Origin of the sequence: Stutzerimonas balearica DSM 6083 (genome assembly GCF_000818015.1) — a bacterium.
Taxonomy (GTDB): Bacteria; Pseudomonadota; Gammaproteobacteria; order Pseudomonadales; family Pseudomonadaceae; genus Stutzerimonas; species Stutzerimonas balearica.
In genome coordinates, this window is the sequence record NZ_CP007511.1 from 2672906 (window position 1) to 2699230 (window position 26325).

The window sequence follows — 26325 nt, forward strand, 5'->3', positions numbered from 1 at the left end:
CTTGACGGGATTGACCGGGCGTCGGCGCCTTCGCGCCAACGCCCGCGGGAGATCACTCGGCGATGTCGTCGTCGCGGCGATTCATCCCGTACTTGCGCATCTTTTCGACCAGGGTGGTCCGCCGGATGCGCAGACGCTCGGCAGCACGCGCAACCACGCCACCGGCATCCTCGAGCGCCTGGTGAATCAGGCCCTGTTCGAGGTTGCCCAGGTATTCCTTGAGGTCGAGGCCTTCGGCCGGCAGCATCGCGTGGGCATCAGCGACGGCGATGGGCGCGTTGATCGCTGCCCGCTCCTCCATTTCGTCCTGCAAGGCGCTGGCGTATTGCTCGTCGTCGTCATCGACATGGCGGAATTTCTTCGGCAGTTCCATGACGCCGATGACGCCGTACGGATGCATGATCGCCATGCGCTCGACGAGGTTGGCCAGCTCGCGGATGTTGCCCGGCCAGTCGTGACGGCACAGCGACATGATTGCGGCTGAGTTGAATCGAATGGAGCCGCGCTTCTCGTGCTCCATCCTTGAAATGAGTTCGTTGAGCAGCAGCGGTATGTCTTCGACCCGCTCGCGCAAGGGCGCCATTTCGATAGGGAACACATTCAATCGATAGTAGAGGTCCTCGCGGAACGTCCCCTCTTCGATCATCTTCTCCAGGTCCTTGTGGGTCGCCGCGATAATGCGAACGTCCGCCTGCTGGGTACGGTTGCTGCCGACGCGCTCGAACGTCCGCTCCTGCAGTACGCGCAACAGCTTGACCTGCATCGGCAACGGCATGTCGCCGATCTCATCGAGAAACAGCGTGCCGCCTTCGGCCAATTCGAAACGCCCGGCTCGCGCAGTGATCGCCCCGGTGAAGGCGCCTTTCTCATGACCGAACAGTTCGCTTTCGAGCAGCTCGGCCGGGATCGCACCGCAATTGACCGGCACAAAAGGCGCCTGCCGGCGCTTGGAGTGATAGTGCAGATTGCGCGCGACGACTTCTTTGCCAGTGCCGGATTCACCAAGGATCAGCACGCTGGCCTCGGTGTCGGCGACCTGCTGCATCATCTGCCGCACATGCTGGACGGCACGACTGGTCCCGACCAGGCTGCGGAACAAATTGGTTTCACGCTGGCGCCCGCGCCCCTTCGCCTGGGTCATCTCCCGATAGATCTGGGCGCGGTGCAGGGAGTCGAGTAGCTTGTTGTAGCTCGGTGGCATTTCCAGGCTGGTAAGAACACGACGTCGCGCATCCTCTGGCCAATCGGCCGGGGCCGGCTCGCCAAGCAGGATCAACGGCAGTTGTTCGTCCCACTGCCCCAGCTGCTTGAGCAACTCGGCCGCGCCCCCCTTAGAGTCGATCTGGCCGACCAGCACGCCGAGAATACTGCCGCTCGACTCAAGCCCTTCGACGGCCCGACGCCAGTCGTCGCTTGCGCAAGCCAGGTGATCCTCGCTGAGGAAGTTCAGGATGACGGTCATATCCCGCCGACGATCGCAGTCATCGTCTATCAACAAAATCTTGGTATCACGCCACATCTTGTCTATAGGGCCCTGATTTCTAGAGGATGCCTGCGCTCGAATCCTTGAGAAACGACCACCAACGGCAGCGAGCCGCTAGTTAATTAGAAAAAGGGAACTGAGTCAAATTAATGACGTGCCAATGCGCCTAAAGGCGTAACGGTCTCCGCCCCTTATGTGTCGACTGTCAGCTTGGCCGGGATCTGAGCGCGTGAAATCCAGCGCCTCAAAAAGTCAAAATAACAGCAATTAAAAGCACAAAATGCAGGGATATAGCGCCAACTCTCTGCCCTGATAAACCTATGAGCCGCGAGACTGATAGAAAAGTTCCGTTACGTTTGCCTAAGGCAGACGGAAGGACATGCGGCATTGCGTCGCGAGGGGAAATACGGATCAACCGAAGAGCTGGTACACCTTGGCGCCCTGTTTGGACTGATTCAGTTGGAGCAGTTCCGACGCGATCCGGTGCCGCTCGGCCTGGCAGGTTGAAACCAGATCACGGTAGAGCTCGAGCAGAGCCTGCATGCTTTGACGCACCAGCGCCTCATCGCGCTGCGGCTCGTGCATGGCTTCTTCGACCGCCAGCCGGCATTCCCGATCGAGCACACTGATGGCCGCCCAGTCCTGTTCCGCCAGTGCATTGCGCAAGGCGCTGCCGGTTTCCTCGAGACGTTTGACGGAAGCATTCATGGAGTCGACTCCGGTTGGGCGATCAGTGACTGAGTCATGGGCAGTTGCCCGGGACACTTCTCTTATCGGCAACGGCAAACGAGGCTTTAGTGCGATCGGTCGATGCGAGGCTCAGCGGTAACTACGCAACCCTGGCGGAACACTTGGAGGCGCGACCGGCTCCCAGGGGCCATCCGGACGACCGGCACAAAACCAGTCGCCATCCCACCGATAGTAGAGGCGATCGCGGTAGAACAGCTCGGTCCCTTCAACCACATAGACACCCAGGCGGTTGTCCCAATGCGCCTGTCCGTAAGGCGGCGGGGCATAGCGCGGGTGGCTACGCTGAACGCTCGGCGCGCGCGGCGCCTCCGGAGACGGCATGGGCGGCGGCGTGATCACCGGCCCGCTCGGCGGCGGCGCGGTCCGCGCAGGCGGCTCGCTCGGCTCAACAGGCGCCTTCTCACTCCGATAAGGCGACCCGGCGCAAGCGCCAAGAAGCAGCGCAATGCCGACTACACCGGCCAGTCTGGCAACTCGGTCGATTCCGGATTCCCTGTTGTTCATGCTCGCTCGCCTTGCATTTCTCGCATTTACTGTCCGTCGGGGCTGTCGATCACCAGGCTCACGCCAGGCGCATCCGCAGCCGGCTCAAGCACCTCGCTCTGACCGATCCATTGCCCTTTGGTTGCATTCCCCTCGCGTGAAATACGCGCGGTGAGCTGAACCTGGGAGTAATTCGACATCTTGAGTTGCGGCATCATCGCATCGGCGTCACCAAGGCTGACCTTCGCGGGCAAGTCAGCCACGCTGAGCCGCTTGACGGCCAAGGGTATCTTCGGCCCGGACACGGCGCGGGCGAACACGAACACGCTGTCTTGCTGATCGACCTTGGTCTTGAGCTCCGGCGCAAGGTCTACCTGCACCTGCAATGTGACCGCTTGCTGGGCAACCGCCGGTGGCACAGCTGGCGCCGCGTCCCCCAGCTCCTGTCGCGCACGAGCGATCCCGCCCTGTATGGCCTCGCGCGATGGGTCCTGCTCAGGCAGCGTCGCCACCAGGCGCTCCCAGTAGCCGATGGCGTCGGCGTAGCGCTTCTCCTCGAATGCGGCGATACCGAGCAAGCCGAGGGTCGTAACCTCCTGCGGATCGCCTTTGAGCGCCTCGTCGGTCAAAGCCTGGAGTTCCTCGCTCCACTGACGGTCATTGGCGAAGTAACGCGCCTGAGCCAACTGTCCAAGCAGCTCAGGCTGCCGCCCCGCCAGTGCGATCACCCGCTCGAATGCCTTGGCCGAGTCGGCAGGGCGCTCCTGACTCATGTAGGCGCGCCCGAGGAAGTACCACCCCTCGGCCGAATCCGGCTGGGCTTCGACGGCCTGCTCGAGACGCACGACCATCTCCTCCATCGAACGAGGTTGCTCGGAGAACTGGCGAGCCAGCAGCACCTTGTCACTGGCGCCCCAATGCAGATACAGACCGAAGCCCAGCAAGGGCACCAGAAACGCCAGGATCAGCGGCACCGCGCGTCCAAGGCGACCGCTACGCTGTGGCTCAGCCCCTTCGGTATCGCTCAGCAACTCGCGCGCAGCATCGGCCTTGCCTGCCTCGTACTGCGCCTCGGTAAGCGTACCTGCCGCGAACTGCGCGGACAGTTCGTCCAGGCGCTCCTGATAGAGCGCGACGTTCAGTGCAGTACGGTCTTCTTCGGCCTGCGCCTTGCGGCCACGCATGATCGGCAGCAACAGAATGGCAAGGGCCGCCAGCAGCAACAGGCCGGCAGCGATCCAGAAATCGGTCATGGCTCTTTCTTGTCCAGCAGGGAGGCCAGGCGCTGGCGCTCGGCTTCGGTGAGAGTTTGGGCCGCAGGCGTGCTGTCCACGCGACGGCGGCGCACGATGATGAACGCCAGCACGCCAAGCCCGAGGGTCAGCAGCGCGGCGGGCCCGTACCAGAGCAGCAGCGTGGTTTTGGTTACCGGCGGCCGATAGCGAACGAAGTCACCGTAGCGGGCAACCAGATAATCAATGATCTGGTCGTTGCTCTGGCCCTCCTCCAGCATGCGAAAGATCTCCTTGCGAAGATCCATTGCAATCGGCGCGTTTGAGTCGGCGATGTTCTGGTTCTGGCACTTGGGGCAGCGCAGCTCTTCGGTGAGCGTCCGGTAGCGCTCACGTTCGGCTTCATCACGAAACTCGTAAGTATCGATTGCACCATAGGCCACGAGACTGATGAGCAAGCCGACGAACACGGCGAGGAGCGAGCGCATCATTTTTCGTCCACCAGCGCCTGGTAAAGCGGCGCAAGCTGCTCACGCCAGACGCGCTCGTCAATCACGCCAACGAACTTGTGGCGAATGACGCCCTGCTTGTCGATCAGGAACGTCTCGGGCGCGCCGTAGACACCCAGATCGAGCCCGAGCGAGCCCTGCTCATCACGGATGTCGAGCTGGTAAGGATTGTGAAACTCGCGCAGCCACTTGCGCGCAGCGGCATTGTCGTCCTTGTAATTGACGCCGTAGATCACCACGCCCTGCTCTGCCAGCGCGTTCAGCACAGGGTGCTCGACCTTGCACGACACGCACCAGGTCGCCCATACGTTGAGCAGCGCCGGCTTGCCCTTGAGATCATCCTGCGTGAGCAGCTGTTGCTCGTCGGTCACAGAAGGCAGCGAGAAAGCAGGCACCGGCTTGCCGATGAGGGCCGACGGCAATTCGGACGGATCGAGGAACAGCCCCCGGTAGAGGAACACCGCTACCACCAGGAATATCACCAGCGGTAGCAACAACAGCAGTCTTCTCACATCAGGCTCCTTGTCCTGCCAGCCCCAGCGCTTCACGCACCCGGGTCTTGACCTTCACTCGATAACGCCGGTCGCTCGCCGCCAGCACGCCGCCGAATGCCATCATCAGACCGCCGAGCCAGATCCAGCGTACGAAGGGCTTGATGTGCACGCGCACCGCCCAGGCACCATCGCCCAGTGGCTCACCGAGCGCCACGTAGAGATCGCGGGTAAATCCAGGGTCGATACCTGCTTCGGTCATCGGCATCTGCTGCACCGTGTAAAGCCGCTTTTCCGGATGCAACGTCGCGATCTGGCGCTCGCCATCGAACACGCGGACCGTAGCCCGATCGGAAGTAAAGTTCGGCCCTTCGTGGTGCTCGGCACCGTCGAAGACGAAATGGTAGCCACCCAGCTCGAGCGACTCGCCAGGCGCCAGACGCAGGTCCCGCTCCGCGCTCTGATGGCTGGTCAGCACCACGCCAATCGCGCAGACCGCAAGGCCCAGGTGCGCCAGGTGCATGCCCCAGTAGCTCGGGCTTAGGCCGCGTGCGCCTTTGACCAGTCCCTTGTGACGAGTCTTGTCGAGCAGGTCGCGCACTGCAGCCAGGACGACCCAGGCCGCCAGCAGACAGACCGCCAGCACAGCGAAATTGAAGTCACCGAAGACCAGCGAACCAAGGCCTCCAAGCACCACGGCCGCGATCAGCACCGGACCGAGCATGCCCAGCAGCCATTTCAGCGGCGTATCCTTCCAGCGCACCAGCACGCCAACACCGAGCGTCAGCATCAGTGCCGCCATCAAGGGCACGAACATGGCATTGAAATAGGGTGGCCCGACCGACAGCTTGGCACCGGAAATGGCGTCCAGCAGCAGCGGGTAAAGCGTGCCGAGCAGAATCATCGCAGTGGCCACGACCAGCAGCAGGTTGTTCACTAGCAACAGGGTTTCTCGCGACCAGAGCCCGAAGCCAACCTGACTCTTGACCACCGGCGCGCGCAGCGCGAACAGGGTCAGCGAGCTGCCGACCACGAGCAGCAGGAATACCAGGACGAACACACCGCGCTCCGGATCGGTGGCGAACGCGTGCACCGAGGTCAGCACGCCGGAACGGACCAGGAAGGTGCCCAGCAGGCTGAGGGAGAACGCGGCGATGGCGAGCAGGACCGTCCAGCTCTTGAACACTCCGCGCTTCTCGGTCACTGCCAGCGAGTGGATCAGCGCGGTACCGACCAGCCAGGGCATGAAGGAGGCATTTTCCACCGGATCCCAGAACCACCAGCCGCCCCAGCCGAGTTCATAGTAGGCCCACCACGAACCGAGCGAGATGCCGACACCGAGGAAGGCCCAGGCCACCAGCGTCCAGGGACGCGACCAGCGCGCCCAGGCGGCATCGAGGCGGCCGCCCAGCAAAGCGGCGATGGCAAAGGCAAAGGCCACCGAAAAGCCGACGTAACCCATGTAGAGCATCGGCGGGTGCACGATCAGGCCGAAATCCTGCAGCAGCGGATTGAGATCGCGCCCATCGCCCGGCGCCTGCGGCAACAGGCGGGTAAACGGGTTGGAGGTGACGATGAGAAACAGCAGGAAGCCGACGCTGATCAACCCCATTACGCCGAGCACGCGCGCCAGCATGTCCTCCGGCAATTGCCGCGAAAAGACCGCCACGGCAAAGGTCCAGCCGGACAGAATGAACGCCCAGAGCAGCAGCGAACCCTCGTGCGCCCCCCACACCGCACTGAACTTGTAATACCAGGGCAATGCGCTGTTGGAGTTCTGCGCCACGTAGGCGACTGAGAAGTCGTCGACCATGAACGCATAGCTCAGGCAAACGAAGGCGAAGGCGAGGAAAACGAACTGGCCATAGGCCGCCGGCTGCCCCAGCCCCATCCACATACGGTCGCCACGCCAAGCGCCGATCAGCGGCAGAGTCGCCTGCACGGCCGCCAGGCACAAGGCAAGGATCATGGCCAGATGGCCGAGCTCCGGAATCATTTCTGATACTCCTGCTTGCCGCCTTCGTAGTGTTTCATCATGCCGCTCTTTTCCAGGGCCTGACTGACCTCCGGCGGCATGTAGTTTTCATCGTGCTTGGCCAGCACCTCATCGGCGACCAACACGCCCTCCTCGTTCACCCGTCCGAGCGCGACGATGCCCTGACCTTCACGGAACAGGTCAGGAAGGATGCCCTGATAGCGGATGGTCACCGTGGCGGCGCCATCGGTTACGCGAAAGGCCACGCTCAACGAATCATTGCTGCGCTGTACCGACCCGTTCTCGACCAGGCCGCCTGCTCGAATACGCGTTCCCTGCGGCGCCTCGCCGGCCGCGATCTGGCTTGGCGTGTAGAACAGGTTGATGTTCTGCTGCAGCGCCGACAAGGCCAGGGCCACCGCGATGCCCACCCCGGCCAGGATCGCCAGGACGATGAACAGCCGCTTTTTGCGCACCGGATTCACTTCACTTCCTCCCGGCGCAAACGGCGCGCCTCTTCTTGCAGGTGACGCCGACGCGCCAGCAGCGGCAGCGCGACGTTGAGCAGCAGGACCGCCAGGCTGATGCCGTAGGATGTCCAGACATAGACGCCATGGTTGCCCATGGCGACGAATTCGGCGAAGGATGAAAAATTCACGCGTCTTTCCCCACCAGCGTTCTGATCTCGGACTTCACCCAGCTGCTGCGCGACTCGCGTCGCAGCACTTCCAGACGCATGCGCATCAACAGCACCGTGGCGAAGAAGCAGTAGAAGCCGATCACCATGATCAGCAGCGGCAGCCACATTTCCACGGGCATCGCCGGCTTTTCGGTGATCTTGAACGTCGCCGGCTGGTGCAGTGTGTTCCACCACTCGACCGAATACTTGATGATCGGGATATTCACCACGCCGACGATCGCCAGGACCGCGCAGGCCTTCGCCGCACTGTCACGGTTGCTGATCGCCTGACCGAGCGCAATGACACCGAAGTACAGGAACAGAAGGATGAGCATGGAGGTCAGCCGAGCATCCCAGACCCACCAGGCGCCCCAGGTCGGCTTGCCCCACACCGCGCCGGTGAGCAAGGCGATGAAGGTCATCCAGGCGCCGATCGGCGCAGCCTGCTGCAGGGCGACATCGGCGAGTTTCATTTTCCAGATCAGCCCGACCGCACCCGCCACGGCGAGCATTACGTAGACCGACTGGGCGAGAAACGCGGCGGGCACATGGATGTAGATGATCCGAAAGCTGTTGCCCTGCTGGTAGTCCTGCGGCGCGAAGGCCAAGGCCCAAACGGTACCAACGACGATCAGAACCCCGGCTGCCCAGGCGAACCAGGGCAACCAGCGGCCACTGATTTCGTAGAACCATTTGGGCGAACCCAGCTTGTGAAACCACGTCCAATTCATCGCAAGACTCATCGCTAGGGGAGGCTCTCAGGGCCTCCGACTGTCGGAAAACCTCATTCGCCGACGCTGATTCTCAGGCCAGCGGCGATTGCAAAGGGGGTCAGAGTAACCGCCAGGGCGGTCAGGCTGGCCAGCCACAACAGATGACCGGCCGCCGGCAATCCCTGCAGCGCCGCCTGGAGTGCCCCGCTGCCAAGAATCAGTACCGGGATATACAGCGGCAGAATCAGCAAGGCCAGCAACAGGCCGCCCCGCTTGAGACCGACGGTCAGTGCCGCACCAACCGCGCCGAGCAGGCTGAGAATGGGCGTTCCCAGCAGCAACGACAGCAGGAGCACCGGCAGGGTGCGAAGCGGCAGGCCCAGCATCATGCCGAGCAGCGGCGCCAGTAAAACCAGCGCCAGACCGGAAAAGACCCAGTGTGCCAGCACCTTGGCAAGCACCAGAAGCGGCAGAGGGTGCGGCGAAACGACCCACTGCTCCAGAGAGCCATCCTCGAAATCGCTACGGAACAGCCCGTCCAGCGAGAGCAGCACGGCCAGCAATGCCGCTACCCAGACCAGGCCCGGCGAAATGCTCTGCAACAGTTGCGACTCCGGGCCGACAGCCAGAGGGAACAGCGCGATGACGATGGCGAAGAACACCAAGGGGTTGGCCAGCTCTGCCGGCCGACGGAACAACAGGCGGCTTTCGCGTGCCAGCAGTAGCGTGAAGACGTTACTCATGCCGCGCGCTGCCCCAGGTCGAGTTCACGGTAGCCGGAGGGCGTCTGCGCCAGGCTGTGATGGGTGGTCAGCACCACCAGTCCGCCCGCCTCGCAGTGCTGGGTCAGGTGCGCCTCGAGCTGGGCGACCCCGAGCTTGTCCAGCGCGGTAAAGGGCTCGTCGAGGACCCACAAGGGCGGCGGCGCGAGATAGAGTCGGGCCAGCGCGACTCGACGCTGCTGGCCGGCCGACAAGGTATGACAGGGCACATCTTCGAAACCACGCAGTCCGACGTTGGCCAGCGCCTGCCAGATGGCCTCTCGCTCGGCGGGCTGATGCAGCGCACAGAGCCAGCTGAGGTTTTCTTCTGCGGTGAGCAGCCCCTTGATACCGGCTGCGTGCCCGATCCACAGGAGGTTGCGCGCCAGCTCGCCCCGTTGGGCCTGTAACGGCGCGCCCTTGAGCAGCACCTCGCCGGCAGTCGGTTGCATCAGACCGCAGAGCAAGCGCAACAGGCTGGTCTTGCCACTGCCGTTGGGCCCGGCAATCTGCAGCATGTCGCCACGATCCAGGCGGAGATCCAGCCGCTCGAACAACAGACGCCAGTCCCGCTCGCAGGCGAGCGCCACGGCTTCGAGAAAGGGTGTTGTCACGCTGGCGGCACCTCAAGATGGAAAAAGCTCAGCCGCTATACTCTGGCGGCTGGCCGGGCGGTCGCGATTATACATGCCAGGCTCTCGTGCCGAAGGCAGCGAACGCGAAAGGTTGTAAGCGCATTTGAGGGGAAGATGACCGAGATCAAGAGCGTCCAGGCCATGCCGCCGGCAGCTGCCGTGCGCAACAGCACGGCAGCCGTGGATCTCGCCTTGCGCCTGCTACAGCCCATGCAAGGTCTGCTCGGTCCTGGCGAGACCGCTGAGGCCGAGGTCGTATCGATCAAGGAAGCGCTGCAGAGCTTTCAGCTGGTACTGCGCCTGACACAGGAGAACGGTCGGCAGACCACGCTTGAGGCTACCAGCACCAAGCCCGTCCTGCCCGGCGCGACCTACGCAGTCGCGGCGCTCTCCGACAGCCGACTCATGGCACAACTGCAACCTGGGCGCAGCCAGCCGCTGCAGAGTATTGACCTCTCGCTGCTGCCGGTCGGCACGGTCATTCAGGGCAAGGTCGTCGGCAGCGCCCAGCTGACCGATGCCAGTGGTCGTCCCAGCTTTCAGATTGCGTTCAAGCTGCTCGACACCCCGCTGTCCGGGCAGACGATGCTGATCGAGTCCAGCCGCCCGCTGGCGCTGGGCAGCCTGATGACCGCTCAGGTTCAGGGCGGGCAGGCGCTGAACTTCATTCCGCTCGGCGGCCTGCTTGACCAGTTGCAGCTATCCCAGCACCTCGCGGCGCAGCAAGGTCGACAGGCTTCGCTCGAAGGGGTTTTCCATGCCCTGCAGGGCATGGGCAACAACCTGCCGGAAAATTTGCGCAGCACGGTGTCGCAGTTGCTCGGGCTCGTGCCCGATGTCGAACAGCTCGGCGACCCGAAAACCCTCGCCCAGACATTGAGCGCGAGCGGCGTCTTCCTCGAGGCGCGCCTGCTCGCCGGACTCACAGGTAGCGCCCCGGCCGATGTCAAGGCACTGCTGCTCCGGCTGCTGGCGCAGCTGCCAACCCAGCCAACCAGCACGCCGCAGCTGGCGGCGCAATCAGGCGCCGGCTTCGGTCAGGCGTTGCCCGCCTTCGCGCGTCAGGCGCTCGGCGCCCTCGGCCAGGCCAACACCCAGCAACTGGCCCTCAATTTCCCCTTGGGCGCCAGGCTCCCGGCCGGCATGGAAGAAGAAGCCGACCTGGAAATGCTTCTCAAACTGGCCGCCGCCGCCGTTTCGCGTCTGCAGACCCACCAGCTCTCGAGCCTGGCGCAAACGCACGTCACCCCGGACGGCAGCCAGTTGACCACCTGGCAACTGGAGTTGCCCATGCGCGATCGCCAGGACGTCGTGCCGCTGCAGATCAAGCTACAACGTGAGGCGCCAGCGCGCGAAAACAGCAAGGAGCAGCCTGAGCCCTTGTGGCGTGTGGAACTGGCATTTGATCTCGCGCCGCTGGGCCCGCTGCAGGTCCAGGCTCAACTCCAGCGCGGCTGCCTGTCCAGCCAGCTCTGGGCGGAACGGGCGAGCACCGCAAGCCTGGTCAGCGCCGAGCTCGAACACTTGCGCGAACGCCTGCTGTCAGCGGGCCTGCAAGTCGGCCAGCTCGACTGCCGCCAAGGTACGCCGCCCCAAGGCCCACGCACTTCGCTGGAGCAACGCTTCGTGGACGAAACCGCATGACCACCTCCCCGCCCCGCCAGGCCATCGCCCTTAACTACGATGGCCAGAACACCCCGACGCTAACCGCCAAGGGTGACGACGAGTTGGCAGAGGCCATTCTCGCGCTGGCGCGCGAACATGAGGTTCCCATCTACGAAAATGCTGACCTGGTGCGCCTGCTGGCGCGCATGGAACTGGGGGACGCGATCCCCGAGTCGCTTTATCGCACCATCGCCGAAATCATCGCGTTCGCCTGGTACCTCAAGGGCAAGTGCCCTGCCGGGTTCGAACCCAATCCTGGCGAGCCGGCAGCGCCTCAGCGTCCTATGCTCACGGGCCCAAAGCACTGAAGTAGGTCAGTTCCTCTGCCCCACTGGCCTGCGGCAGGTCGGCCAGTTGCCAGGCGAAATAGCCTTCGCGGAAGTAGAACACCTGCTCGTAGCCCCAGGCGACCGCCATCTGCGCTGCCAGCGCACCGCTGGGGCAGACTTCGCTGTCGCAATAGACAACGAGCGGCGCATGGCGCGGCAGGTCTGCCGAGGCAAGGCTTTGGAAACGGGTCGCCAGATCCAGATGCAGGGCCCCCTGAATGTGTCCCCAGGCCCACTCACGCTCCGGCCGCACGTCGACGAAGATTGCGCCCAGCTCGTGCAGCTGCCTGGCCTGGGCGATATTCACGGTCAGCGCACCGGCCACCGAATCCGGCGCCTCGCCGGCCTGGACGCCAGCCGGTACCAGCACGAAGAACAGCATCAGAATACGCAGCATCGCTCCTCCTCCCTGTTGATCAGGGGGCAGCGGACCAAGGGTCGATATGCGTTGGAGGGTGACGCAGCAGCCACGGTTCCGCACTACGGGGAATCCGATGGCTCAGGGCTTTTGTCGGGCCTTGTGCAGCTTGCTCATGAGTTCGGCTTCGGACTGCGACAGCCCGCAGGATTGCGTCAGATCATCGACGCTGGCGCCCATGCCAACCAGCTTGGCGGCCTGGGAGAAGGAAAAATTGTTCGGGTCACGCTGCTCGAGCTGGACCATCCGCTCGGGCAGCGGCGACACCACACGATTGAGTTCATCGAGCCGCTCGCCCATGCGCATGCTGCCTTCGGCGAATACCTCCAGCTGCTGGGCGAGCTCCTTGATCCGTCGATCGCGGATCGCGTCGCGCTTGGCCTGCTCCTCCGCCTGGCGCCGCTGCTGCTTGAGCAGCCACAGGCAGAAGCCGAGCAAGCCCAGGCACCCCACCGCCAAGGCTACGACCGACGCGACCAGCGACAGGATCAGCATGTATCAGATGCTCTCAAGTTCCGCCCATTCTTCTTCGCTCATCATCTTGTCGAGTTCGACCAGAATCAGCAGTTCGCCGTTCTTGTTGCACACGCCCTGGATGAACTTGGCCGACTCGTCATTACCGACGTTCGGCGCCGTCTCGATCTCCGACTGCCGCAGGTAGACCACCTCGGCGACGCTATCGACCATGATGCCGATCACCTGGCGGTCGGCCTCGATGATGACGATACGAGTATTGTCGCTGACCGGGGCCGGCGCCAGGCCGAAGCGCTGACGGGTGTCGATCACGGTCACCACGTTGCCACGCAGGTTGATGATGCCCAGCACATAGCTCGGCGCACCGGGGACCGGCGCGATTTCGCTATAGCGCAGCACTTCCTGGACCTGCATCACGTTGATGCCATAGGTCTCGTTATCCAGACGGAACGTCACCCACTGCAGTACGGGATCTTCGGCACCCTGCGCGGAAGTCATCTTCATAGTCTCACCTTCTCCAGAACCGCAACGGCGGTCGTCTTATCGGGGGCGGGCAGTGCCCGCGGCAAATGGGTTACTCAGTGCCTTGCAGCTGAGGGACGCAACTGACGAATCGCGCCACTGGCGATCAGCTCGGCCAGCGCCGTCACGTCCATCAGTGCACACATGTGCTCGATCACCGTCCCGGCCAGCCACGGTCTTTGCGTACGCTGCGTGCGCCACTTGACCTCGCTCGGGTCGAGGCGAATGGAGCGGCTGACCTGATGCACTGCCAAGCCCCACTCGTAGCCCTGCACGGAAATGACGTATTGCAACCCTTCGCGGAAATCGTCTCGGTAGCGGTCGGGCATCACCCAGCGCGCCGTGTCGAGCACCTTGAGGTTGCCGGCCTGCGAGGGCAGGATGCCGAGGAACCAGTCGGGCTGGCCAAACAAGGGCGTCAGCTCCTGTCCTTCAAGCGGATAGATCGAGCCCAGGCAGACCAACGGTACGGCAAGGGTCAGTCCGGCGACGTCGAACAGCAGGCACTCGAAGGGCTCCCGCGCCCAGTCTGGCTGACCATCGAGCGCTGGCCCGGCGGGCTCCGCGGGTTCTGGTTCGGGCTGCACCAGTGGCACCACCGGTGCGACGACAACCTCCTCCACCACCCGCAAATGCACCGGCTCGACGGGGGCCGGGGCTACAGGCGGCTGCGCAGCGGGCGGCACGGTCTGCTGACGCTGGTGGTCGCGCTGCTGCTCTTCGAGCACCGCCGCCTGGAACTCGTCAAGGGTGACCGAGGCCAGCGGAGCCTGCTCGAGTTCCTGCGTCGCATCCTGCAACAGCGCGTCGAGATAGGACTGCAGGGCCAGCTGGGAGCGCGTTTCGGCTATGACGGGGCGACTCATCGAATCAGTCCGCTATGGAATTCGTTACAGGCTATCGGCCGCTGGCGCGGCGAACTTGAGCGAGGCGCATGGCAGTTCGTCGACACGTCAGGCCACCTGCGGCGACGCCTGGCGCGCCAGCAGATGCTTGAGCAGCGCCTTGTAGGCGAGTACGGCCCGGCTGCCGGGATCGAACTGCGAAGGCGTGACGCCGGCACGGCTGGCATCACGCAGGCGGGTATCGACCGGAATGAATGCCGGCCACAGATTCTCTTCGTAGCCCGCCCGCAGCACCTTGAGCGTATTCATCGACGCCTGCGTCCGGCGATCGAAGAGTGTCGGAACGATGACGTAGGGCAGCGGCTGGCGCCGCGAACGATTGATCATCGCCAGCGTGCCGACCATCCGCTCCAGGCCCTTCATGGCGAGAAATTCGGTCTGTACCGGAATGATCAGCTGCTGGCTAGCGGCGAGCGCGTTGACCATCAGCACGCCAAGCAACGGCGGGCTGTCGATGATCGCGTAATCGAAGTCCTGCCACATCTGCGACAGACTCTTGGCGATGACCAGGCCCAGGCCGTTCTGGCCTGGTGACTGACGTTCCAGGGTGGCCAACACCGTGCTCGACGGCAGCAGCGATATGCGTTCATGGCTGGTGGATAGCAGCAACTGCCACGGCAGGCCTTCGGGCACCGTGCCCTGATGCTGGAACAGGTCGAAGACGCTGTGCTCCAGGTTGTCCGGATCGTGGCCGAAATAGCTGGTCATCGAGCCATGCGGATCCAGGTCGAGCACGACGACCCGCTTGCCGGAATCGGCGAGCAGACCAGCAAGGGCCACGGAAGTCGTGGTCTTGCCGACTCCGCCTTTCTGATTGGCTACTGCCCAGACTCTCATTTCAGTGTTCCACCCGGTTCAGACCAGACCGACGTTCACGGTCTGCAAGCAACGACGATGAATTGACGAACGCGCCATCGGGCGCCTACCTGCCTGCCGCAGGTGCAGTTTGCATGCCACTTCGGCCATTGCTGCCCATGCCCGCCACGCTGCGACGCACGTCCAGATTGCGTGAAACCACCAGCACGACCCGTCGATTGCGCGCTCGCCCTTCGACCGTATCGTTCGATACCGCGGGCTGGAACTCCCCATAGCCAACCGCGGCAAGCCGTTGCGGCGCCACACCGTCGGCCGCCAGCATGCGCACGATGCTGCTCGCGCGCGCAGCCGACAGCTCCCAGTTGGTCGGATACTTGGCGGTCGCGATCGGCAGGTTGTCGGTGAAGCCTTCGACGTGCACCGGGTTTTCGTAGGGGGCCAGGATGGCGGCGACCTTCTCGATCAAGGCAAAGGCTGCGTTGTTGGGAATCGCATCGCCACTGGGAAACAGCAGGCTCGAATTGAGCTCGATTTCCACCCATAGCTCATTGCCACGAACGGTCAATTGCTCCTTGGCGATCAGGTCGCCAAAGGCCTCGCGCATGCTTCGAGCAATGTTCTGCAGCGGATCGGAAGCATTCTGGTCGAGCAGCGAATCACCCGAGGGCTGATCGACCTGCGAGCGTGCCGGGTCGGTGGTACGCGGGCGCTCTTCGCCGATCGGAATCGGCTTGACCGCGCGATCCGGCTGATTGAACACGCCAACCAGCGACTCGGAAAGGATCTTGTACTTGCCCTCGTTGACCGACGAGATCGCGTACATGACCACGAAGAAGGCGAACAGCAGGGTGATGAAGTCCGCGTAGGACACCAGCCAGCGTTCGTGGTTTTCGTGTTCCTCGGCAGCGCGACGGCGTGGCATGGTGATCGCCTCAGTCGATGAAGCCTTGCAGCTTCATCTCGATGGAACGCGGGTTTTCGCCTTCGGCGATGGACAGCACGCCTTCGAGCAGCATTTCACGGTAGGTCGTCTGGCGCTGCACGAGGCTCTTGAGCTTGTTGCCGATGGGCAGCAGCAACAGGTTGGCCATGCCTACCCCATAGATCGTGGCGACAAAGGCGACCGCAATGCCATTACCCAGCTGGCTCGGGTCGGCCAGGTTGCCCATGACATGGATCAGGCCCATGACCGCGCCAATGATGCCGATGGTCGGTGCATAGCCGCCCATGCTCTCGTAGACCTTCGCGGCACGCAGATCACGTGCCTCCTGCGTGTACAGATCGACCTCCAACACGCCGCGGATGACTTCCGGTTCCGCGCCGTCGACCAGCAGCTGCAGTCCCTTGCGCGCAAAGGGATCGGCTTCGGTTTCCGCCACCGGCTCGAGGCCGAGCAATCCTTCCTTGCGCGCGGTATTGCTCCAGCCGGTCACCTGGGAGATGCCGCCGATCATGTCGATCCGCGGCGGAAAGAAGATCCAGCCGACCATGCTCACCGCGCGCATGAACACCGCCACCGGGGTTTGCAGCAGGACCGCGCCGAGCGTGCCGCCGATCACGATCAGTGCCGCCGGCCCGTTGAGCAACGCCGAGACATGCCCCCCTTCGAGAAAATTGCCACCGACGATGGCAACAAACGCGAGGGTCAGCCCGATAAGGCTGAGCACATCCATCTAGAGAACCGCCTTCATCTAGATGCAGGCCTCGGACAGATGGCGCCCGATATCGTCGAGGCCGTACACGGCATCGCTGAGGTTCGCCTTGACGATGGCCATCGGCATGCCATAGATCACGCAGCTCGCCTCATCCTGCGCCCAGACCTGGCTGCCGCTCTGCTTGAGCAGGCGCGCGCCCTCACGACCATCGGCGCCCATGCCGGTCAGCACCACGGCCAGAACCTTGTCGTGATAGGCCTTGGCGGCCGAGCCGAAGGTCACGTCCACGCAGGGTTTGTAGTTCAGCCGCTCGTCGCCGGGCAGGATGCGCACACAGCCACGCCCATCGACCATCATCTGCTTGCCGCCTGGCGCCAGCAACGCGAGCCCCGGACGCAGCAGGTCACCGTCTTCGGCTTCCTTGACGCGAATCTTGCAGAGCTTGTCGAGGCGATCGGCGAACGCCTTGGTGAAGGCCGCCGGCATGTGCTGGATCAGCACGATCGGAGCCGGGAAGCTGGACGGCAACTGAGTCAACACGCGCTGCAGCGCCACCGGCCCACCCGTCGAAGTTCCAATGGCAACCAGCTTGTAGGCCTTGCGCTTCGGGCTCGCGGCAGTCGCGCCCGGCGCAGCGCTGGCGCTGCGCGCCGGGCTTGCGGCAGGCGAAGAAAAATTCGAACTGCGTGCAGCCGGCATCGGCGCAGCATGGCTGGAGTGGGCCAGGCCGCTGTAGCGCCGATTGCTGCGCGAGACGGTGTGCACCTTCTCGCAGAGCAGCTGCTTGACCTTTTCCGGGTTGCGCGAGATGTCCTCGAAGTTCTTCGGCAGGTAGTCGACGGCGCCGGCATCCAGCGCATCGAGCGTGACGCGCGCGCCCTCGTGCGTCAGCGAGGAGAACATCAGGACCGGCGTCGGACAACGCTGCATGATCTGACGTACCGCGGTGATGCCGTCCATCATCGGCATCTCGTAATCCATGGTGATGACGTCGGGCTTGAGTGCCATCGTCTGGTCGATGGCTTCACGGCCGTTGGTCGCGGTGCCGACGACCTGGATTGCGGGGTCCGATGAGAGGATTTCGGTGACGCGCCGGCGAAAGAAGCCGGAGTCGTCCACCACCAGGACCTTGACTGCCATAAACACTCCTAGCGGCGGTGGTCCGCAGACCCCCGCCCTACTGATCAGGCCCTACGCGCGTAGCGCTTGAGCATGCTGGGAACATCGAGGATGAGCGCAATGCGTCCGTCGCCGGTAATCGTGGCGCCGGACATGCCAGGCGTGCCCTGCAGCATCTTGCCCAGGGGCTTGATCACCACCTCCTCCTGCCCGACGAGCTGGTCGACGACAAAACCGATGCTCTGGTTGCCTACGCTGAGAATGACGACATGCCCCTCGCCCTGCTCCTCGTCCGCCGCCCCGTGCACCAGCCAACGCTTGAGGTAGAACAGCGGCAGCGCCTTGTCCCGGACGATGATGACTTCCTGGCCATCGACCACGTTGGTACGCGACAGGTCGAGGTGGAAGATCTCGTTGACGTTGACCAGCGGGAAGGCGAATGCCTGGTTGCCAAGCATGACCATCAGCGTGGGCATGATCGCCAGCGTCAGCGGCACCTTGATCACGACCTTCGAGCCCTGCCCCTTCGTCGAGAAGACGTTCACCGTGCCATTGAGCTGGGAAATCTTGGTCTTCACCACGTCCATGCCGACCCCGCGGCCGGACACATCGGAAATCTCGGTCTTGGTCGAGAAACCCGGGGCGAAGATCAGGTTGTAGCATTCCAGATCGCTCAGGCGATCGGCAGCATCCTTGTCCAGCATGCCCTTTTCGACGGCCTTGGCGCGCAGGACATTGGCGTCCATTCCCTTGCCGTCGTCGGTGATCATCAGCAGGATGTGGTCACCCTCCTGCTCGGCGGACAACACTACCCGGCCGGTGCGCGGCTTGCCTGCGGCTTCGCGATCCTCGGGAGTCTCGATGCCGTGGTCGACCGCGTTGCGCACCAGGTGCACGAGCGGATCGGCCAGCGCTTCGACCAGGTTCTTGTCGAGGTCGGTCTCTTCACCGACCAGCTCGAGGTTGATCTCTTTCTTCAGGCTGCGCGCCAGGTCGCGGACCAGGCGCGGGAAGCGACCGAATACCTTCTTGATCGGCTGCATGCGCGTCTTCATCACCGCGCTCTGCAGATCGGCCGTCACCACGTCGAGATTGGACACGGCCTTGGCCATGGCTTCGTCGCCACTGCTGGCACCCAGGCGTACCAGGCGGTTACGCACCAGCACCAGCTCGCCGACCATGTTCATGATTTCGTCCAGGCGTGCGGTATCGACCCGCACGGTGGTTTCCGCTTCGCTGGCCGGTTTCTCCGCCGTGGCGCTCGCCGCGGCAGGCGTGCCACGGGCTGGTGCCTCGGCGCGTGTCGGAGCAGCCGCCGGCGCCTTGGCCGCCGCCGGCTTGGTGGCTTTTTCCGCGGGCTTGGCCGGTGCCGCTGGCGGCGTCGCCTCGGCGGCGCTGGAACTCACGCTGGCAGGCTCGAACTTGCCCTTGCCGTGCAGCTGATCGAGCAGCGCCTCGAATTCGTCGTCGGTGATGTGCTCGCCGCCGGTGGCTTCGCTCGCGGCAGCAACCGGTTGTTCGACCGGCTTGCCTGGCTGCGCGGCCGGCTTTTCAGCGTCCGGGGCGAACTGCCCCTTGCCATGCAGCTGGTCGAGCAACGCTTCGAATTCGTCGTCGGTGATCTCGTCGGATGCCGGCTCTGGGGCTGCGGCAGCGGGCGCCGTGCCAGCCGGCGCGGCGTCGGAAGCGCCACTGAAGCTGCCCTTGCCGTGCAGCTGGTCGAGCAGTGCTTCGAATTCGTCGTCAGTGATCTCATCAGGAGCTGCGCCCGACTCGGCCGTCGGCTCGGCCGCCGGCGCCTGGATCGCATCGAGCAGCTGCTCGTACTCGTTATCTACCGAGTCCTCGGCAGCCGCTACGACCGGCTCGGGAGCAGGTTCGGCCGCCGGTGCGGCCTCTTCGGCGCCTGCCGGCTCGGCCAGACGCGACAGCGCGGCCAGCAGCTCCGGCGATGCCGGGGTCGGCTCGACGCGCTCACGGACCTGATTGAACATGGCGTTGACCGAGTCCAGGGCCTGCAGCACTACGTCCATCAACTCGGAATCTACGCGGCGTTCGCCTTTGCGTAGCGTATCGAAGACGTTTTCGGCAACGTGGCAGCACTCGACCAGCTCGTGCAGCTGCAGAAAGCCTGCGCCGCCCTTGACGGTGTGGAACCCGCGAAAGATCGCATTGAGCAGGGCCATGTCATCGGGGCTGCTTTCCAGCTCCACCAGCTGCTCAGACAATAATTCGAGAATCTCGCCGGCCTCTACCAGGAAGTCCTGGAGAATTTCTTCATCGGCGTCGAAGCTCATATTCCTGTTCCCCTAAAAACCCAGGCTCGAAAGCAGATCATCCACGTCGTCCTGTCCCGACACGACGTCCTCACGCTTATCGGCATGCATCTGCGGACCTTCACCGTTGGACGGTGATTTTTCTTGTTTTTTCTTCTCTTGCTCGGCGCGCATGGCATCGCGGTCATGCTGGATGCCTGCAACACGGTCCACCTGACCCGCCATCAAGACGAGATTGAGCAGGTTGCTTTCGAGCTCGGTGATCAGTCGGGTGACGCGCTTGATGACCTGTCCGGTCAGATCCTGGAAGTCCTGGGCAAGCATGATTTCGCTCAGGTTCTGCGACAACAGGCTGCCGTCGTTCATGCTGCGCTTGAGGTACTGGTCGATGCGCTTGACCAGGCTGCGGAACTGGTCGGCGTCCATTTCGCGGCGCATGAAGCGCTGCCAGTCCGCCGTCAGACTCTGGGCCTCGTAGCTCACGTAGTTGACCAGCGGCGCGGACTCCTCCACCAGGTCCATGGTGCGATTGGCGGCCTTCTCGGTCATTTCCACGACATAGGAAAGCCGGTCGGTGGCATCGGTTATCGGTGACGGATCGCCGCCAGTGGCACAGGTATCCATCTCGAGCTTGACGATGGCGTTGTGCAGCTCGCGGGTGAGCTTGCCGACTTCCTGATAAAGGCTGTGGTTGCGCGCCTGGCTGAGCTCATTGAACATCTGCGTCGCTTCGTCGAAACGACCCTGCTGCAGGCTTTCAATCAACTTGGGGGCGTTGGCCTTCAGAGTCGCTTCGAACTCTGCCAGGCTTTGATCTGCTTGCGTCATAGTGCCCTCGCGGCGTTGCTGCTTCAGCCGTTGACGCGCTCGAAGATCTTCTCGATCTTTTCCTTGAGCACCTGGGCGGTGAAGGGCTTGACCACATAGCCGTTGACCCCGGCCTGGGCCGCTTCGATGATCTGGTCGCGCTTGGCTTCAGCGGTGACCATCAGTACCGGCAGATGCTTGAGGCGCTCATCGGCACGCACCTGGCGCAGCAGGTCGATGCCGCTCATGCCGGGCATGTTCCAGTCAGTCACCAGGAAATCGAAACTGCCGCTCTTGAGCATCGGCAAGGCCGTGGTGCCGTCGTCGGCCTCGGCCGTATTGGTGAACCCCAGATCACGCAAGAGGTTCTTGATGATGCGTCTCATCGTCGAGAAGTCATCGACGATGAGGATTTTCATGTTCTTGTCCAAGTCGACCTCCGTAATTCCAAAATCTCGGCAACCGAGCACGTCTCGCAGCAATACAGTCGATCAGGCGGCACGCCACTCGCCAAGGCGCGCCCGCAGACGCGCGGCACACTGGCTATGCAGCTGGCTTACGCGCGATTCGCTGACGCCCAGCACTTGACCGATTTCTTTCAAATTCAGCTCTTCGTCGTAATACAGCGACAGCACCAGCTTTTCCCGCTCGGGCAGATTGGCGATGGCATCGGCCAGGGCCTGCTGAAAACGCTCGTCTTCGAGGTCGCGGAAGGGTTCCGGGTGCGCGCTGCCGGCATCCTCGTTCAGTTCGCCGTGCTCGCCTTCCTGCAGCAGATCGTCGAAGCTGAAAAGCCGGCTGCCAAGCGTATCGCCCAGAATCCCGTAGTACTCGTCGAGGCTCAACTTAAGTTCGGCCGCAACCTCGTGATCTTTAGCGTCACGCCCGGTTCTGGCTTCGATGCCGCGGATCGCCTCGCTGACCATGCGCGAGTTGCGATGCACCGAACGGGGCGCCCAGTCGCCCTTGCGCACCTCGTCGAGCATGGTGCCGCGGATGCGGATGCCGGCGTAGGTTTCAAAGCTGGCGCCCTTGCCCGAGTCGTATTTCTTTGCCGCTTCCAGCAGCCCGATCATCCCTGCCTGGATGAGGTCGTCGACCTGCACGCTCGCCGGAAGGCGGGCCAACAGGTGGTAGGCGATGCGCTTGACCAGCGGGGCGTACTGATCGATCAGGCGATATTGCGCATCCTTTTCGTGTGCCTTGCTGTAATACATAGCGGATCCGGCAGTTTTCATTCGTGGTTCCCGGCAGTGCCTGGATTGATCAGTCGCTCGACGAAGAACTCCAGGTGCCCACGCGGGGTGGCAGGCAATGGCCAGGTATCGACCTTCTGCGCAATGGCCTTGAACGCCAGCGAGGACTTCGCCCGAGGATAGGCATCGTAGACGGCGCGCTGCTTCTGCACGGCCTTGCGCACCGACTCATCGTAGGGAATCGCGCCGACATATTGCAGCGCGACATCGAGAAATCGCTCGGTGACCTTGGTCAGCTTGGCGAACAGGTTGCGGCCTTCCTGCGGCGCGTGGGCCATGTTGGCCAGCACACGGAAGCGGCTGATGCCGTAGTCGCGATTGAGCAGCTTGATCAGCGCATAGGCGTCGGTGATGGACGTCGGCTCATCGGTGACCACCAACAAGACTTCCTGGGCGGCACGCACGAAGCTCACCACGGCGTCGCCGATACCGGCTGCGGTGTCGATGATCAGCACATCGAGCTCATCGCCCAGCTCGCTGAAGGCCTGGATCAGACCGGCATGCTGCAGGGTCGAGAGCTGGACCATGCTCTGGGTACCGGAGGCGGCCGGCACGATGCGGATGCCGCCTGGCCCCTGGATGAGCACGTCACGCAGGTCGCACTCACCGGCGATCACATCGGCCAGCGTGCGTTTGCTGGTCAAACCCAGCAGCACATCGACGTTGGCCAGGCCGAGGTCGGCGTCGAGCAATACGACGCGGCGACCGAGATCGGCCAGGGCCAGTGCCAGATTGACCGACACATTGGTCTTGCCGACGCCACCTTTGCCGCCGGTCACCGCAATCACCTGTACGGGATGCATACCCATCTTCAAACGCCCATATGTAGCAGGCCCAAGGGGCCGACGATGCGCCTTGCGGACGCATCAGGTTTATTCGATTGCCAGCGCGCGCTCAACCCGCCCGCCGCGACGATTCGTTGTACAAGCCGGCGAACATGTCCGCCATGGTTTCCTCGCTCGGCTCTTCGTCCGACTGCAAACTGACAGCGCGACTGACCAGTTGGTGGCTGCGCGGCAGATGCAGGTCGTCCGGAATACGCGGCCCGTCGGCCAGGTAGGCTATCGGCAAGTGCTGGCTGATCGTGAGCCCCAGCACATCACCGAGCGAACCAGCCTCGTCCAGCTTGGTCAGGATGCAGCCACTCAGGCCGCAGCGGCGATAGTTGTGCCACGCCGCCTTGAGCACCTGGCTCTGGCTGGTCGCGGCCAGTACCAGATAATTGCGTGACTTCACGCCTCGGTCCGACAGCGCGGCCAGCTGCTGACGCAGGGTCGGATCGCTGGCCGGAAGGCCGGCGGTATCGATAAGGATGACCCGCTTGCGTGCCAGCGACGCCAGCGAGCTGGCCAATGGCTTGGCGGGATCGATCTGCACCACCGGCACGTCGAGGATTCGCCCCAGCGTCTTGAGCTGCTCCTGCGCGCCGATGCGATAGTTGTCCATGCTCGCCAGGGCAATGCTCTGCGCGCCGTGCTTGAGCACGTAGCGCGCGGCCAGCTTGGCCAGGGTAGTGGTTTTGCCGACGCCTGCCGGGCCGACCAGGGCAATCACGCCACCCTCTTCCAGCGGCTCGTTCTTGCTGACCTTGATCGACTGCGCCAGGTGCGCAAGCAGCATGCGCCAGGCCTGCCGCGGATCACTGACGGTGGAGACCTTTTCCAGCAGGCTGCGCGACAGCTCGGCCGGCAGGCCGACGCGCTGCAGGCGGCGCCAGAGGCTGGCCTGCTGCGGACGACGGCTCTGCTCCTGGCCCCAGGCGATGGAGCCGAGCTGTACTTCGATCAGCTCACGCAGCCCCTGCAGCTCGCTGTACATGCTCTCGATGGCCCGGCTGTCGAGCGCCGGCGCCGCGCCGTTCGACACCGGCTCGGGTGCCGGCGCCGGCTTGGGCTCGTCAAGCAGTTGACGATTCTGTGCCGGCTGCGGCCGGGCACCGGACAGTTCTGCATGCGCGCTGGCGATGCGCGTCTGCGTCTTGCGCAGCTCGGCTTCGAGCGCGGGATTGGGCTTCTTCGCTTCGGGCGCGGCCTGCACCGGATAATCGAGCACAGCCGTCAGCTCCACGCCGCCGGCCACGCGCCGGTTGCCGATGATCACGGCATCGGCGCCCAGCTCGTCGCGAACCATCTTCATGGCGATGCGCATATCGGCGGCGAAGAAACGTTTGACCTGCATGGCCTGCACCCTCGATTAATTCTGTCCCACCGTCGAAACGATGGTGACCTGCTTGTTGTCCGGAATTTCCTGGTAGGCCAGCACATGCATGTTCGGCACCGCGAGCCGCGCGAAGCGCGAGAGCATCGCACGAACCGGACCCGCCACCAGGAGAATCGCCGGCTTGCCGAGCATTTCTTGACGCTGCGCGGCCTCCACGAGGGAGCGTTGCAACTTTTCGGCCATTCCCGGCTCCAGCAGGATGCCATCTTCGGCACCCTGTCCGGCCTTCTGCAGACTGTTGAGCAATATCTGTTCCAACCGGGGCTCGAGCGTGATGACAGGCAGCTCCGGCTCTAGTCCCACCACGTTCTGCACGATTGCACGCGACAGCGCGACACGCACTGCCGCGACCATCGCGGCGGGATCTTGACTCTTGCCGGCGACATTGGCGATGGCCTCGGCAATGGTGCGAATGTCACGAACTGGCACCTGCTCCTGCAGCAGCGTCTGCAGCACCTTGAGCAGCGTAGACAACGACACCATGCCCGGCACCAGCTCCTCGGCGAGCTTGGGCGAACTCTTGGCCAGCAGCTGCAGCAACTGCTGGACCTCCTCATGCCCCAGCAGTTCGTGAGCATGCTTGTAGAGCACCTGGTTCAGGTGCGTAGCAATCACCGTGCTGGCATCGACCACCGTGTAGCCAAGCGATTGAGCCTGGTCGCGCTGACTGCCCTCGATCCAGACCGCCTCCAGGCCGAAGGCCGGGTCCTTGGCGGCGATGCCGTTGAGCGGACCGAACACCTGCCCGGGGTTGATTGCCAGCTCCCGGTCCGGATAGACCTCGGCTTCGGCCAGGCTGACCCCCATCAGGGTCAGCCGGTAGGCGTTAGGCATCAGGTCGAGGTTGTCACGGATGTGCACCGACGGCATGAGAAAGCCCAGATCCTGCGACAGCTTCTTGCGCACGCCCTTGATTCGTCCGAGCAACTGCCCACCCTGGTTGCGATCGACCAGCGGAATCAGGCGGTAGCCCACCTCCAGCCCGACCATGTCGACGGGCGTGACGTCATCCCAGCCAAGCTCCTTGGCTTCGGTGGCGCGCTGGGCCGGCAACATCTCCTGCTGCTTCTGCACCTCCTGCTCGGCTTGCTTCTCCGTGCGCTTCTGGCGATACCAGATCCAGTACGCACCGGCCGCAGCCAGGGCACCGAGCCCGACGAAGGAAAAATGCGGCATGCCCGGCACCAGACCCATGGCGATCAGAATTGCCGCCGACACCGCCAGCGCCTTGGGCGAAGAGAACATCTGCCGATTGACCTGCTGGCCCATGTCCTCGGAGCTGGTGACCCGCGTCACCATGATCGCCGCTGCGGTGGACAGCAGCAGCGACGGGATCTGCGCCACCAGGCCGTCACCGATTGTCAGCAGCGCGTAGACCTGGCCGGCCTCGGCAAAGCTCATGCCGTGCTGGGCCATACCGATGCCCATGCCGCCGAGCAGGTTGATGAAGAGAATCAGCAGGCCGGCGATGGCATCACCGCGGACGAACTTGCTGGCACCGTCCATCGATCCGTAGAAGTCCGCCTCCGAAGAGACCTCGGCGCGCCGCTTCTTGGCTTCGGCCTGGTCGATCAACCCGGCGTTGAGGTCGGCGTCGATCGCCATCTGCTTGCCCGGCATGGCATCGAGGGTGAAGCGCGCGCTGACCTCGGAGATACGCCCGGCACCCTTGGTGACCACCACGAAGTTGATGATCATCAGGATCGCGAACACCACGATACCGACGACGTAGTTACCGCCGATCACCACGTTGCCGAAGGCCTCGATCACATGGCCTGCGGCACTGCCGCCGTCGTGTCCGTGGATCAGCACCACCCGCGTCGAGGCGACGTTCAAGGCCAGGCGCAGCAGGGTGGCGACCAGCAGCACCGTCGGGAAGACCGCGAAATCCAGCGGCCGCAACGCATAGACGCTGACCAGCAGCACGACGATGGACAATGCGATGTTGAAGGTGAACAGCACGTCCAGCAGGAACGGCGGCACCGGCAGCATCATCATGCCCAGCATCACCAGCAGCAGCAGCGGCACCCCCAGGTTGCCGCGGCCGACACCGGTCAGGCTGTTGCGCATATTGATCAGTTGCGTGCGATCCAACGTGGCCCCCAGCGAAACAGAGAAAAATTGACGCGACGAAACGCTCTGCCCCGGCTAT

Annotated in this window: 29 protein-coding genes; 2 read left to right on the forward strand and 27 right to left on the reverse strand. The window is 63.6% G+C overall.

All coding sequences use genetic code 11. The annotated features are described in order from the left end of the window. Positions 1-52: 52 nt before the first annotated feature. From CL52_RS12085 to ccmA, 12 genes are all read right to left on the reverse strand, one after another. A complete protein-coding gene (locus CL52_RS12085; RefSeq protein ID WP_041106391.1) occupies positions 53-1519 on the reverse strand; it encodes a sigma-54 dependent transcriptional regulator in 1467 nt (488 codons plus the stop codon). Between the two features lie 375 nt (positions 1520-1894). Then, a complete protein-coding gene (fliT, locus tag CL52_RS12090) occupies positions 1895-2191 on the reverse strand; it encodes a flagellar protein FliT (protein WP_041106392.1) in 297 nt (98 codons plus the stop codon). 111 nt (positions 2192-2302) lie between these two features. Continuing rightward, positions 2303-2737, reverse strand: a complete 435-nt coding sequence (locus CL52_RS21465; RefSeq protein ID WP_074519898.1) for a hypothetical protein — start codon at positions 2735-2737, stop codon at positions 2303-2305. 26 nt (positions 2738-2763) lie between these two features. Further along, positions 2764-3969: a c-type cytochrome biogenesis protein CcmI gene (gene ccmI, locus CL52_RS12100; RefSeq protein ID WP_043220894.1), complete on the reverse strand. Its 1206-nt coding sequence runs from the start codon at positions 3967-3969 to the stop codon at positions 2764-2766. Next, positions 3966-4439 carry a cytochrome c-type biogenesis protein gene (locus CL52_RS12105; RefSeq protein ID WP_043220896.1) on the reverse strand — a complete coding sequence of 158 codons (474 nt, stop codon included), beginning with the start codon at positions 4437-4439 and terminating at the stop codon, positions 3966-3968. The genes ccmI and CL52_RS12105 overlap by 4 nt, the downstream gene beginning before the upstream one ends. Continuing rightward, the gene (locus tag CL52_RS12110; RefSeq protein ID WP_041106400.1) at positions 4436-4969 is read right to left on the reverse strand and encodes a DsbE family thiol:disulfide interchange protein; all 534 of its coding nucleotides are present in this window, start codon (positions 4967-4969) and stop codon (positions 4436-4438) included. Before CL52_RS12110 ends, CL52_RS12105 begins: the two co-directional genes overlap by 4 nt. Position 4970: 1 nt before the next feature. Then, the gene (locus CL52_RS12115) at positions 4971-6944 is read right to left on the reverse strand and encodes a heme lyase CcmF/NrfE family subunit (protein WP_043220898.1); all 1974 of its coding nucleotides are present in this window, start codon (positions 6942-6944) and stop codon (positions 4971-4973) included. Then, entirely contained in the window at positions 6941-7408 is a 468-nt protein-coding gene (gene ccmE, locus CL52_RS12120) for a cytochrome c maturation protein CcmE (RefSeq protein WP_041106404.1), read from the reverse strand. The genes CL52_RS12115 and ccmE overlap by 4 nt, the downstream gene beginning before the upstream one ends. Continuing rightward, positions 7405-7581, reverse strand: a complete 177-nt coding sequence (gene ccmD, locus CL52_RS12125) for a heme exporter protein CcmD (RefSeq protein WP_041106406.1) — start codon at positions 7579-7581, stop codon at positions 7405-7407. The genes ccmE and ccmD overlap by 4 nt, the downstream gene beginning before the upstream one ends. Next, on the reverse strand, positions 7578-8333 hold the full coding sequence (locus tag CL52_RS12130; protein WP_043220900.1) for a heme ABC transporter permease: 756 nt from the start codon (positions 8331-8333) through the stop codon (positions 7578-7580). Before CL52_RS12130 ends, ccmD begins: the two co-directional genes overlap by 4 nt. 53 nt (positions 8334-8386) lie before the next feature. Continuing rightward, positions 8387-9058, reverse strand: a complete 672-nt coding sequence (gene ccmB, locus CL52_RS12135) for a heme exporter protein CcmB (RefSeq protein WP_041106409.1) — start codon at positions 9056-9058, stop codon at positions 8387-8389. Further along, positions 9055-9690 (reverse strand): cytochrome c biogenesis heme-transporting ATPase CcmA, encoded by a 636-nt coding sequence (gene ccmA, locus CL52_RS12140; RefSeq protein ID WP_043220903.1) that lies wholly within the window; start codon positions 9688-9690, stop codon positions 9055-9057. Before ccmA ends, ccmB begins: the two co-directional genes overlap by 4 nt. A gap of 135 nt (positions 9691-9825) precedes the next feature. On the opposite strand from ccmA, the gene fliK reads away from it, so the two are divergent. Together fliK and CL52_RS12150 are read left to right on the forward strand one after the other, a co-directional pair. After that, positions 9826-11355, forward strand: a complete 1530-nt coding sequence (gene fliK, locus CL52_RS12145; protein WP_043220905.1) for a flagellar hook-length control protein FliK — start codon at positions 9826-9828, stop codon at positions 11353-11355. Continuing rightward, positions 11352-11684: an EscU/YscU/HrcU family type III secretion system export apparatus switch protein gene (locus CL52_RS12150; protein WP_043220908.1), complete on the forward strand. Its 333-nt coding sequence runs from the start codon at positions 11352-11354 to the stop codon at positions 11682-11684. Before fliK ends, CL52_RS12150 begins: the two co-directional genes overlap by 4 nt. On the opposite strand, the gene CL52_RS12155 is transcribed toward CL52_RS12150, so the two are convergent. The 15 genes from CL52_RS12155 to flhA form a co-directional block, all read right to left on the reverse strand. Further along, positions 11665-12102: a rhodanese-like domain-containing protein gene (locus CL52_RS12155; RefSeq protein WP_041106416.1), complete on the reverse strand. Its 438-nt coding sequence runs from the start codon at positions 12100-12102 to the stop codon at positions 11665-11667. The genes CL52_RS12150 and CL52_RS12155 overlap by 20 nt on opposite strands. A gap of 102 nt (positions 12103-12204) precedes the next feature. Continuing rightward, on the reverse strand, positions 12205-12618 hold the full coding sequence (locus tag CL52_RS12160) for a DUF2802 domain-containing protein (RefSeq protein ID WP_041106418.1): 414 nt from the start codon (positions 12616-12618) through the stop codon (positions 12205-12207). 3 nt (positions 12619-12621) lie between these two features. Then, positions 12622-13101, reverse strand: coding sequence for a chemotaxis protein CheW (locus CL52_RS12165; RefSeq protein WP_041106420.1), 480 nt, complete (start codon positions 13099-13101; stop codon positions 12622-12624). Positions 13102-13175: 74 nt separating this feature from the next. Continuing rightward, positions 13176-13985 (reverse strand): CheW domain-containing protein, encoded by an 810-nt coding sequence (locus tag CL52_RS12170; RefSeq protein WP_041106422.1) that lies wholly within the window; start codon positions 13983-13985, stop codon positions 13176-13178. An 87-nt stretch (positions 13986-14072) separates the two neighbouring features. After that, a complete protein-coding gene (locus CL52_RS12175) occupies positions 14073-14861 on the reverse strand; it encodes a ParA family protein (protein WP_041106424.1) in 789 nt (262 codons plus the stop codon). An 85-nt stretch (positions 14862-14946) separates the two neighbouring features. Then, the gene (gene motD / locus CL52_RS12180; RefSeq protein WP_041106426.1) at positions 14947-15762 is read right to left on the reverse strand and encodes a flagellar motor protein MotD; all 816 of its coding nucleotides are present in this window, start codon (positions 15760-15762) and stop codon (positions 14947-14949) included. Between the two features lie 10 nt (positions 15763-15772). Further along, positions 15773-16513 (reverse strand): flagellar motor protein, encoded by a 741-nt coding sequence (locus CL52_RS12185; protein WP_041106428.1) that lies wholly within the window; start codon positions 16511-16513, stop codon positions 15773-15775. An 18-nt stretch (positions 16514-16531) separates the two neighbouring features. After that, entirely contained in the window at positions 16532-17635 is a 1104-nt protein-coding gene (locus tag CL52_RS12190) for a protein-glutamate methylesterase/protein-glutamine glutaminase (RefSeq protein ID WP_041106430.1), read from the reverse strand. Between the two features lie 44 nt (positions 17636-17679). Then, positions 17680-19911 (reverse strand): chemotaxis protein CheA, encoded by a 2232-nt coding sequence (locus tag CL52_RS12195; RefSeq protein WP_041106432.1) that lies wholly within the window; start codon positions 19909-19911, stop codon positions 17680-17682. Between the two features lie 12 nt (positions 19912-19923). Then, positions 19924-20718: a protein phosphatase CheZ gene (locus CL52_RS12200; protein WP_041106434.1), complete on the reverse strand. Its 795-nt coding sequence runs from the start codon at positions 20716-20718 to the stop codon at positions 19924-19926. Between the two features lie 23 nt (positions 20719-20741). Beyond that, the gene (locus CL52_RS12205) at positions 20742-21116 is read right to left on the reverse strand and encodes a chemotaxis response regulator CheY (protein WP_173425371.1); all 375 of its coding nucleotides are present in this window, start codon (positions 21114-21116) and stop codon (positions 20742-20744) included. A gap of 72 nt (positions 21117-21188) precedes the next feature. After that, on the reverse strand, positions 21189-21914 hold the full coding sequence (gene fliA / locus CL52_RS12210; RefSeq protein ID WP_043220912.1) for an RNA polymerase sigma factor FliA: 726 nt from the start codon (positions 21912-21914) through the stop codon (positions 21189-21191). Positions 21915-21931: 17 nt separating this feature from the next. Continuing rightward, complete coding sequence (gene fleN, locus CL52_RS12215) at positions 21932-22762, reverse strand: flagellar synthesis regulator FleN (RefSeq protein ID WP_043220914.1); 831 nt, start codon at positions 22760-22762, stop codon at positions 21932-21934. Positions 22763-22847: 85 nt separating this feature from the next. After that, entirely contained in the window at positions 22848-24131 is a 1284-nt protein-coding gene (gene flhF, locus CL52_RS12220) for a flagellar biosynthesis GTPase FlhF (RefSeq protein ID WP_043220918.1), read from the reverse strand. A 15-nt stretch (positions 24132-24146) separates the two neighbouring features. Then, positions 24147-26267: a flagellar biosynthesis protein FlhA gene (flhA, locus tag CL52_RS12225; protein ID WP_041106444.1), complete on the reverse strand. Its 2121-nt coding sequence runs from the start codon at positions 26265-26267 to the stop codon at positions 24147-24149. Positions 26268-26325: the final 58 nt, after the last annotated feature.